The sequence below is a fragment of the Stenotrophomonas sp. 2YAF22 genome (assembly GCF_052114665.1).
Classification (GTDB): Bacteria; Pseudomonadota; Gammaproteobacteria; order Xanthomonadales; family Xanthomonadaceae; genus Stenotrophomonas; species Stenotrophomonas indicatrix.
Map to the genome: position 1 here is coordinate 1 of NZ_JBFRFE010000102.1, position 9,407 is coordinate 9,407.

General features: G+C 68.8%; 11 protein-coding genes. 4 read left to right on the plus strand and 7 right to left on the minus strand.

Annotated features, from left to right (window positions below; translation table 11 throughout):
- Both AB4Y84_RS06335 and AB4Y84_RS06340 read left to right on the plus strand, forming a co-directional pair.
- Window positions 1–925 (plus strand): dihydroxy-acid dehydratase domain-containing protein (locus tag AB4Y84_RS06335; RefSeq protein ID WP_442249887.1); only part of this gene is annotated, 925 nt, incomplete at its 5' end.
- Window positions 926–1,030: 105 nt separating this feature from the next.
- Window positions 1,031–1,630, plus strand: coding sequence for a hypothetical protein (locus AB4Y84_RS06340; RefSeq protein ID WP_223497080.1), 600 nt, complete (start codon window positions 1,031–1,033; stop codon window positions 1,628–1,630).
- Between the two features lie 69 nt (window positions 1,631–1,699).
- Here the strand turns inward: AB4Y84_RS06340 and dinG are convergent, their stop codons facing one another.
- From dinG to aroE, 3 genes are all read right to left on the minus strand, one after another.
- Window positions 1,700–3,802 carry an ATP-dependent DNA helicase DinG gene (gene dinG, locus AB4Y84_RS06345; RefSeq protein ID WP_442244147.1) on the minus strand — a complete coding sequence of 701 codons (2,103 nt, stop codon included), beginning with the start codon at window positions 3,800–3,802 and terminating at the stop codon, window positions 1,700–1,702.
- A 152-nt stretch (window positions 3,803–3,954) separates the two neighbouring features.
- Window positions 3,955–4,305 (minus strand): hypothetical protein, encoded by a 351-nt coding sequence (locus AB4Y84_RS06350; protein ID WP_313251319.1) that lies wholly within the window; start codon window positions 4,303–4,305, stop codon window positions 3,955–3,957.
- A 3-nt stretch (window positions 4,306–4,308) separates the two neighbouring features.
- On the minus strand, window positions 4,309–5,154 hold the full coding sequence (gene aroE / locus AB4Y84_RS06355; RefSeq protein WP_033832490.1) for a shikimate dehydrogenase: 846 nt from the start codon (window positions 5,152–5,154) through the stop codon (window positions 4,309–4,311).
- 48 nt (window positions 5,155–5,202) lie between these two features.
- Between aroE and AB4Y84_RS06360 the strand changes: the two genes are divergently transcribed.
- Window positions 5,203–6,066, plus strand: a complete 864-nt coding sequence (locus AB4Y84_RS06360; RefSeq protein ID WP_442249888.1) for a hypothetical protein — start codon at window positions 5,203–5,205, stop codon at window positions 6,064–6,066.
- 159 nt (window positions 6,067–6,225) lie between these two features.
- Here the strand turns inward: AB4Y84_RS06360 and AB4Y84_RS06365 are convergent, their stop codons facing one another.
- The 4 genes from AB4Y84_RS06365 to AB4Y84_RS06380 form a co-directional block, all read right to left on the minus strand.
- Window positions 6,226–6,495, minus strand: a complete 270-nt coding sequence (locus AB4Y84_RS06365) for a gas vesicle protein GvpG (protein ID WP_025877541.1) — start codon at window positions 6,493–6,495, stop codon at window positions 6,226–6,228.
- A gap of 33 nt (window positions 6,496–6,528) precedes the next feature.
- Window positions 6,529–7,518, minus strand: a complete 990-nt coding sequence (gene hemB, locus AB4Y84_RS06370) for a porphobilinogen synthase (RefSeq protein WP_025877543.1) — start codon at window positions 7,516–7,518, stop codon at window positions 6,529–6,531.
- 19 nt (window positions 7,519–7,537) lie between these two features.
- Window positions 7,538–8,455: a bestrophin family protein gene (locus tag AB4Y84_RS06375; RefSeq protein WP_218788169.1), complete on the minus strand. Its 918-nt coding sequence runs from the start codon at window positions 8,453–8,455 to the stop codon at window positions 7,538–7,540.
- Window positions 8,456–8,578: 123 nt separating this feature from the next.
- Window positions 8,579–8,827, minus strand: a complete 249-nt coding sequence (locus AB4Y84_RS06380; protein ID WP_032952021.1) for a hypothetical protein — start codon at window positions 8,825–8,827, stop codon at window positions 8,579–8,581.
- Between the two features lie 181 nt (window positions 8,828–9,008).
- Between AB4Y84_RS06380 and AB4Y84_RS06385 the strand changes: the two genes are divergently transcribed.
- Window positions 9,009–9,407: hypothetical protein (locus AB4Y84_RS06385; protein WP_442249889.1), on the plus strand; the 399-nt coding region annotated here is incomplete at its 3' end.

Below are 9,407 nucleotides of genomic sequence, written 5' to 3' on the forward strand. Positions count from 1 at the left end.
CGTGCCACAGCTGTGCAAGGTGGCGCCGAACTCGCCCAAGTACCACGTCGAAGATGTGCACCGCGCCGGTGGCGTGTTCGGCATCCTCGGTGAACTGGATCGCGCCGGCCTGCTGGATACCTCGGTGCCGACCGTGCACAGCGCCACGCTCGGTGAAGCACTGGATCGCTGGGACGTGATGCGCAGCGACAACGACACCCTGCACACCTTCTTCAAGGCGGGTCCCGCCGGCATTCCCACCCAGGAAGCCTTCAGCCAGGCCACGCGCTGGCCGTCGCTGGACCAGGATCGCGCCGAAGGCTGCATCCGTGCGCTGGAACATGCCTATTCGCAGGAAGGCGGGCTGGCCGTGCTACGCGGCAACCTGGCCATCGACGGCTGCGTGGTGAAGACAGCGGGCGTGGACGAATCGATCCACGTGTTCGAAGGCAATGCGCGCGTGTTCGAAAGCCAGGACGCCGCCGTGGCCGGCATTCTTGCCGATGAAGTGAAGCCAGGCGACGTGGTGGTGATCCGCTACGAAGGCCCGAAGGGCGGCCCGGGCATGCAGGAGATGCTGTACCCGACCAGCTACCTGAAGTCGAAAGGCCTGGGCAAGCAGTGCGCACTGCTGACCGACGGCCGATTCTCCGGTGGCACCTCGGGCCTGTCGATCGGCCACGTTTCGCCGGAAGCGGCCAGCGGCGGTGTGATCGGACTGGTGGAGGATGGCGACCGCATCCGCATCGACATCCCGGCCCGCCGCATCGACCTGCTGGTGGAGGAGGCGACGCTGGCCCAGCGCCGCGCCGACGCCGATGCACGGGGCTGGAAGCCGCGCGCACCGCGCCCACGCAAGGTCACCAGCGCGCTGAAGGCCTATGCCCTGCTGGCCACCAGCGCCGACAAGGGCGCCGTACGCAACACCGCCCTGCTTGGCGACTGAAGACGGGTAGTGCCGGCCGCTGGCCGGCAGCTGCAGCGCACGTTGCCTGTCGTGCCGTCCACCCCGGGGGTGCATCATGTGCGACCCCCACACATGGACGTCCTGATGCGCCATTTCCTCAGCCTGATATCGCTGGCACTGGCCACTGCGTCCACGCCGGCGTTCGCCGACGAATGCCGCTTCGACAATCGTGCCCAACTGCTGGCGATGTCTCCGGCAGCATTCGACCACGGCCCCGGCGAGGGTTGGGACGCGCTGGTCCGGCGCGCCGGCTGCCAGTTGGAACTGGCTGACCTGTTCGCCGCATACCGGCGCCAGGCCAAGGCAAGCGGCCACCCAGCGTTGGCCTGGCACGAGGCGCAACTGCGCGCCTACGCGGGGCAACGCGATCCGGCCAGCGCGCTGATGCGCTTGACGTACAAGCCGGCGGGCGCCGATCCGGAAGGATGGAACCTTTATGTGGATGCGACCATCGCCTTTCTCGACGACGACCTGCCGGCACTGCGACGTGCCCGCGCGCGGTTGGCGGCGCTGCCGCTGCCGCCGGGCGCCACGCTCAGCGACGGCATGGCCGGAATGCAGACCAGGCAAGGCCCGCAGCGCGTCGCATGGCCGCCGCGGCTGCAGACCGTGGATGACCTGATCCGCTGCATGTACCAGCCCTACGCACTGGCATCCGAGTCGTGCCCGCAGTCGCAGGACTGAAGGGCGAAACGACCCTGCTCGCACGGCCGGGTCAGAGCCCTTCCTGCGGAAGGGATCTGACCCCGCTGCTCAGCCGATGGTGCGCTTGAACGGCGGCAGCGCGTCGATGATGCGCTTGCCGTAACGGCGGGTCAGCAGGCGCGAGTCGAGGATGATCACCCGCCCGGTGTCGGTGGAGGTGCGGATCAGGCGGCCGGCGAACTGGGTCAGCGTGCGCAGCGCATGCGGGATCGCGATCAGGTTGAACGCATTGAGCCCACGCGCTTCCACCCATTCGCTCAGGGTGGCGGTCTGCGGATCGGTCGGCACCGCGAACGGCACCTGGGTGATCACCACCGTGGTGCAGGCCTCACCGGGAAGATCCAGGCCTTCGCCGAACGAGTTCAGCCCGAACAGCACCGAACCTTCGCCGGCGGCGACACGGCGCAGGTGTTCGTCGATCATGCGCGTCTTCGACATCTCGCCCTGCACCAGCACCTGCTTGCGCTTGGCGGCCGGCATCAGGCCCGCCACCTTCTCCATCTTCCAGCGCGAGGTGAACAGCACCATCGAGCCCTTCGTCCAGTCCAGTTCCTTGCCGATGTAGCGCGCCACTTCGCGCGGATGGCCTTCGCGGTCATCGGGCGTGACCGGGAACGGCGGCACGATCAGCTCGGCCTGGTTGGGCAGGTCGAACGGCGAGGACAGCGAGACCATCTCAGCGGTTTCGGGGATGCCGTTGTCGATCGCCAGCGCCTGGAAGTCGCCGCCACCGGTCAGCGTCGCCGAGGTCATCACCACCGAATCCACTTCATCCCACAACAGCTTGCGCAGCACGTGCGCGGCCGACACCGGCGAGCCATGCAGCACCAGGTCGCCATCGCGGGTGGCGGTCACCCAGCGTGCCATCGGTGGCGCGCCTTCCTTGTCTTCGCGGCGCCAGACCTGCCACAGGTTGTACTGCTGCTCGATCATCTCCAGCGCCATGCCCAGGTTGCGCTGCAGGCGCTCGCGCGCCGGATCGTCCGGCTTGCCCTTGGCGACCTGCGCGGTGGCCGCGTGCGCCCAGTTGTAGAGGCTGCGGGTATCGTCGGCCAGCGCCTCGATCGGCTCGCGCCAGGTCTCGGGCAGGCGTCCGTTGGCCGCGCGCCACATCGGCTCCTCGTCGGCCGGCGCCGGCATCCATACCGCCTCGACGTGGTCGCGGAACGCACGCAGGCCCTTGGCCACGTTGCTGGCCGCGTCGATGGCTTCGTTCGGCAGCAGGTTGCCGAGGCGGTCCTTGTCGACCGCGCGGTAGGCACCGGCGATCAGGATCTGCAGGCGGCCGGTGCGCTTGGCCATTTCATCCAATGCCAGGCTGGCCGCGCCTTGGTCGATGGCCACGTTGCCCACGTGGTGGCCTTCGTCGAGTACCAGCAGCATGTCCGACGGCGCGGCGATCATCGGCTGGCCGTTGTCGCTGTCACCAATGGACAGCGCCGACAGCAGCAGCGCGTGGTTGGTGACCACGATCTGCGCATCGCGCACGGTGTTGCGCGAGCGCAGCACCGCGCATTGCGCCGAGTACGCGCAGCGTCGCCCCGCGCAGCCTGAGGCCGGGGTGGTGATACGGCTACGCAGGCCAGGACTGATGGTTTCCGGTGCGTTGTCGATGTCGCCGTCCCAGCTGCCGCTGGTGAAGGCCACGGTGAGGCGCTTGGCGATGTCCATCTCGATCGGCGCCAGCGGGCGGTCGAACAGCGGCTGCTCGTCCTCGAACATGCCGTTCTGCGCGCCCTCGCCGTGCGCCTCGGCGGCGTTGCGCGTGCACAGGTAGCGGGTGCGGCCCTTGGCCAGGGCAACGGTCGCCTCCAGGCCGGTGGCCTTGAGGAAGTTCGGAATATCGCGCTCGACCAGCTGCGACTGCAGCGCCACGGTACCGGTGCTGATCACCAGCTTCTTCTTGCTGGCCAGGGCAATCGGCACCCCGGCGGTCAGGTAGCCCAGGCTCTTGCCAACGCCGGTCGGCGCCTCGACCACGCCCACGCCACCGCTGGTGGACAGCGCACGCGACACCACGCCGATCATCTGGCTCTGCGAGCGGCGGGTGGAGAAGCCGGGGGTATTGGCCTGCAGCGTCGTGTACGCCTTGCGGATCGCGTCCTTCAAGGTGTCATCGAGCTTGCGTGGAGCGGCGACGGTTTCGGTCACGCCAGAACTACCGTAGCGGGGTCAGGCCGGCCATTGTCGCATGGCCGGCCACGGCCTCCGAGGCGTGGGCGCTGAACAGGGTCAGCCGCGTCGCGCGATGGCTGGATGCGCGCCCCGCAACACCACCGACGCGGCCAAGGCCGCCATCGGGGTCAGGGCGCCGCAGCGCGCAGCCGCAGCAGCCGTACCAATGCCCAGACCAGCAGTACCGTGCCAACGGCATCGAGCATCGCCAGGCCGAAGTGGACCACACCCAGCACGGTACTCAGCTGCGAGATCGCACTGAAGTCACCCTTGCTGACCATCCACATCGGCACCAGGTTGGCCAGCAGGCTGCCCATGCTGGACGCCAGCAACAGCAGCAGGCCGGTCAGCGCGCCGGTGCGTGCCGGATCGCGCGGCGCGCCCATCACCCAGACCAGGCCGACGCACAGGGCAATCAGCACCGGCAGGCGCACGCCGACCATGGTCAGCAGGGAGACCATCAGAGCCTGGGTATCCATCGATCAGTCCTGCCCGGCGAAGGCGCCGGCACCGGCGCGCAGCTGCTGGTAGACCTCGTCGGTCTGCGGGCGTACGGCATGCCACTGCAGGAAGCTCTCCGCCGCCTGCTCCACCAGCATGCCCAGGCCATCGACCGTGTTGCGGCACTGCGCGGCGCGCGCCCAGGCCAGGAAGGCGATGGCGGCCTCGCCGTAGTTCAGGTCGACGGCCGTGGTCATCGAATTGACCAGCGACAGCGGCAGCTTGAACTCGGCGTCGCGATCACGGCCGGCCGAGGTGGCGTTGAGGATCAGCTCGAAATCACCGAGGTCGCGCAGATCATCCCAGTAGCGGCTGAGCGCGCGGCCCGGCTCGCCCATGGCATCGATCAGTTCATCGGCACGTTCCGGCGTGCGGTTGACCACCACCAGTTCGGTGATGCCGGCATCCAGCAGCGCCGGAGCGACGCTGCGCGCCGAACCACCGGCGCCCAGCAGCAGCACGCGGCGGCCGCGCAGGTCCAGGCTGTGGCGGTCGGTGAGGTCGCGCACCAGGCCGATGCCATCGGTGGTGTCACCGTGCCAGCGGTCGCCCTTGCGCAGCAGGGTATTGACCGAGCCGGCGCGGCGCGCGCGTGCGGTCAGCGTAGTGCACACCGAGAACGCCGCTTCCTTGTGCGGTGAGGTGACGTTGGCACCGACACCGCCTTCGGAGGCGAACGCCTCCAGCCCGGCCAGGAATGCATCCGGGGCGAGATCGATGCTGCGGTAGTCGAGGGAGATGCCTTCCTGGCGACCGAACGCAGCATGGATCTGCGGCGACTTCGAGTGGGCGACGGGGTGTCCGAAGACGGCGTAACGATCGGTCATGGAATCCTCAAGCTGGCTAGACTGGTGCTCTTTCGTGCATGGACCTGGATGATGCGTATCGCCCCGACCCTGCTGGTGCTCGCCGCCAGTCTACTCTCTGCCCCGGTGGCGATGGCGTTGAACGAGTACGGCATCGAAGGCATGGGCGTGGTCTCCAGCCGTGCCGATGAAGGCCGGGCCACGATCAGCGCCGATGGCCAGCGCATCGTCTTCGCCCGCCGTGGCGAGGCCGGCTGGGGGCTGTGGCAGGCGCGCGTGGTCGACGGCCGCTGGCAGCAGGCGCAGGCGTTGCCGCTGGCGGTGTCCGGCGAGGTGCGCGATCCGTATTTCAGCCGCGACGGCCACTGGCTGCTGTTCGCAGCAGGCCGCGAGGGCCGGTCGGGGCTGTACCGGGCAGCGATCGCCGCCAATGGCAGCGTGGGGGCGCCGCAAGCGCTGGCAGGCGATGGTGGCCGCCATGAAGAGCGCGGGCCGGCATTGAGCGCGGACGGGCGACAGCTGCTGTTTGCCCGCCAGCAGGGCCGTGGTGCCGGCTGGGACCTGTTCGTGGCCACGCTGGACGCGCAGGGCGTGCGAGGCCCGGCGACGRCATTGCAGGCATTGAACAGCCCCGCCGATGAAACCGATGGCGACTGGCTGGGCAGCGCTGGCGCGGTGGCCTTCAGCCGTGGCAGCGGTGACACCGCGCAGGTCTGGACCAGCGGTTGCGCATGGACGGGCGCTGCGCTGCAGCCGATCGGACTGTCGTTCAACCAGGCCAGCGGCTGGACCGGCGCGCCGGTGGTCGACAACGCCAAGCCGGGCGAAATGATGGTGGCCAGCAACGCGGCGAAGTCGCCCCGCGCCGGTGGCGTGGATGTATACCGGCTGGCCGTGCCGAAGGTGGCGGCAGTGCCTGGGTGCGTGCGGTAGATCCACGCCATGCGTGGATGAGCGTTTGGTGGATGCCGACCGCCCCCCTCCGGTAGGTGCCGACCTTGATCGGCACAGAAACAAAACCGCCAACCAGGGTTGGCGGCTACCAGTAGATCCACGCCATGCGTGGATGGCCCGGGTCCCGGGCCACGGCGCTCAGCGCGACAGCACCTTCGCGCGCTGCTGCTCGTACTCCGCTTCGCTGAGCTGGCCGTTGTCCTTGCGCCGGTTCAGTGCAGCCAGTTCGGCCTGCACGCTTTCCGGCACGGCCTGCTCGCGGGCGACCCGGGCGGCAGCGGAGAGCTGCTCGGGCGGGCGCCGCGCGGCGCGCCAGGCAGCAACGAACACGCCGACGATGATGGCCCCGAACACCAGCGTACCGGTGCCCCAGATCAACCATTGCATCCAACCCATTTCAGGTCCCATCGCGTGTTCCTCCGTCCGTCGTGGGCGCTATTGTCAGCGCTCGCGCAGCCAACGCGCCACCTGCGGCGCGAAATAGGTCAGCACGCCATCGGCGCCGGCACGCTTGAAGCCCAGCAGCGATTCCAGCACGCAGGCGCGCTCGTCCAGCCAGCCGTTGGCGAACGCCGCCTTCATCATCGCGTACTCGCCACTGACCTGGTAAGCGAAGGTCGGAACCCCGAAGGTTTCCTTCACCCGCCGCACCAGGTCCAGGTACGGCATGCCCGGCTTGACCATCACCATGTCCGCGCCCTCCTCCAGGTCCAGCGCGATCTCGCGCATCGCCTCGTCACCGTTGGCCGGGTCCATCTGGTAGGTCTTCTTGTCGGCCTTGCCGAGGCTGGCCGCGCTGCCCACCGCATCGCGGAACGGACCGTAGAACGCCGACGCGTACTTGGCCGAGTAGGCCATGATGCGCACGTTGAGGTGGTGGTCGGCGTCCAGCGCACGACGGATCGCACCGATGCGGCCATCCATCATGTCCGACGGCGAAATGATGTCCGCGCCTGCCTCGGCATGCGACAGCGACTGCTTGACCAGCGCTTCGACGGTGATGTCGTTAAGCACGTAGCCCTTGTCATCGATGATGCCGTCCTGGCCGTGCGTGGTGTACGGATCCAGGGCCACGTCGGTCATCACCCCCAGCTCCGGGAAGCGCGACTTCAGCGCGCGGATCGCACGCTGCGCCAGGCCGTCCTCGGCCCACGCCGCCGAGGCGTCCAGCGACTTCTGCGAGGCATCCAGCACCGGGAACAGGTCGATCACCGGGATGCCCAGTTCCAGCGCTTCCTCGGCCACCTTCAGCAGCTCTTCGATCGACAGCCGCTCCACGCCAGGCATCGACGGCACCGCAACGCGACCGGCCGGTTCGTGCACGAACACCGGATAGATCAGGTCGTCGGTGGTCAGCGTGTTCTCGCGCATCAGGCGGCGCGAGAATTCGTCATGGCGCATGCGCCGCGGGCGGTAATGGGGATGAGGCATGGCAGGCTCCGGGGAGTGGCTATTGCAACAGGTAGCCCTGCGGCAGCAGGGGTGCGGGCAACGGGCGTTCGCCGAGGGCGTCGAGCTGGTCGATCTCGATGGTGCGCACCAGCGCGTCCAGCGGCAGGTCGTTCGGCTCCAGGCCGAACGGGTCTTCCATTTCTTCACCCAGCTGGTCCAGGCCGAAGAAGGCGTAGGCCAGCACCGCCGACAGCACCGGTGTGGCCCAGCCCAGCGAGCTGGCCAGGCCGAACGGCAGCAGCACGCAGAACATCCACGCGCAGCGGTGCAGCAGCAGGGTGTAGGCGAACGGCAGCGGGGTAGTCAGGATGCGTTCGCAGCCAGCCTGGATCGAGGACATCGCGTGCAGGCGCTCTTCCAGCTGGACGTAAAGAATGGAATCGAGCGTGCCGGCGCGACGGGCCTGGGCCAGTTCGGCGGCGATCATCGCCAGCAACGCATCGGGCACGTTCTCGCGCTGGGCGAGCTGCCCGCGCTGTTCCTCGTCCAGCCATGGCACCGCCGCCAGCGCGACGTCGCGGGCGCGCAGGCGCGCGGCCAGTGCATAGGCGAAGGCGGTGGTCAGGTAGCCGAGGCGCTGGCGGCGCGGTGCGTCGTCGGCCAGCAGCACCTGTACCTGCCGCGCCAGCGAGCGCGATTCGAACACCAGCTGGCCCCACAGCTTGCGGCCCTCCCACCAGCGGTCGTAGCAGGCGCTGTTGCGGAAGCTGAGGAAAATCGACAGGACCAGGCCGAGCAGGGTGAACGGGGTGACCGAGACACGCTCGATGCCGATCGGCGGCGCCAGTTCCACCACCGCGGCGACCGCGATGGACAGGATGAGGATGGCCAGCACCTTCGGCGCGATCGCCGGAACGATGGAGCCACGCAGGATGTACAGCAGTTGCCAGCCGTGGGGACGGGAACGAATGATCATGGGAGCAGCCGCGCAGGGCGCGGTTCGACAGGCACGCGGGGGGCTCGCGCAGCCGCCCATTCTACTCCCTGCCCGGCCGGCGGCCGTGTCCCTGCGACGCCCGGTCGCACCGGCCCGACCGGCTCAGATCACGCCGCCGCCCAGCCCCAGGCGCAGGATGCCGACCACCACCACGATGCCGTTCAGGATCAGCCCGGTCCACGCCCGGCCGCGCTTGCTGGGGTGGGTGAACAGGATGCCGAGCGCGGCGATGATCGCGCCGACCGCGGCGAACGGGATCAGGAACCAGTTGCCCCAGCCCAGCAGCGGTATCAACGCCAGGATCATCCACAGCAGCGCCAGCACGCCCCACAACAGACTGATCACACCCATAGCGCCCTCCGGTGGTTGTTCATGCGCCAACCATAGCCGTTCCCGGCAGCGCCGCCTACCGCCGTTGCCGTCAGCCTCACCGGCCCCGTGCTAGCGTGCGGCCATGGGTCGAGCCCCGATGTTGGCGCCGATTCAGAGTGCCCGGCTGATGATCCGAACCAGTCCTACAGGGGTATACGCCATGAACATCCGTTGGGTCGCCTTGGCGGCCGTGCTGCTGACCGTTGCCGGTTGCGCCAGTACCTCCAAGGTCATGCTGGGCCGCGCCCGCGCGCCGATCGATCCGTCCCAGGTGCAGATCTATTCGACGCCGCCCGCCGGTTCGCAGGAAATCGCCCAGCTGGAATCGTCTTCGGCGGTGGGCTTCGGCACGCAGGGCCAGACCGATGCCGCCGTGGCTCGCCTGAAGCGCGAAGCGGCTGCACTGGGTGCCAACGGCGTGATCCTGATGGGCGTGGGCAGCAGCGGCTCACCGGTCGGCATGTCGGTGGGTGCCGGCAGTTACGGTTCGCACGTGGGCGGCGGCGTGGGCATCGGCATACCAACGACGCAGAAGCGCGCCGCCGGCGTGGCGATCTGG

What these genes read in the sequence shown, in the direction of transcription:
- AB4Y84_RS06365 (WP_025877541.1), bottom strand. Translation starts at nt 6,495, where the DNA reads ATGGGACCTGAAATGGGTTGGATGCAATGGTTGATCTGGGGCACCGGT.
- hemB (WP_025877543.1), bottom strand. Translation starts at nt 7,518, where the DNA reads ATGCCTCATCCCCATTACCGCCCGCGGCGCATGCGCCATGACGAATTC.
- AB4Y84_RS06380 (WP_032952021.1), bottom strand. Translation starts at nt 8,827, where the DNA reads ATGGGTGTGATCAGTCTGTTGTGGGGCGTGCTGGCGCTGCTGTGGATG.
- aroE (WP_033832490.1), bottom strand. Translation starts at nt 5,154, where the DNA reads ATGACCGATCGTTACGCCGTCTTCGGACACCCCGTCGCCCACTCGAAG.
- AB4Y84_RS06340 (WP_223497080.1), top strand. Translation starts at nt 1,031, where the DNA reads ATGCGCCATTTCCTCAGCCTGATATCGCTGGCACTGGCCACTGCGTCC.
- AB4Y84_RS06375 (WP_218788169.1), bottom strand. Translation starts at nt 8,455, where the DNA reads ATGATCATTCGTTCCCGTCCCCACGGCTGGCAACTGCTGTACATCCTG.
- AB4Y84_RS06350 (WP_313251319.1), bottom strand. Translation starts at nt 4,305, where the DNA reads ATGGATACCCAGGCTCTGATGGTCTCCCTGCTGACCATGGTCGGCGTG.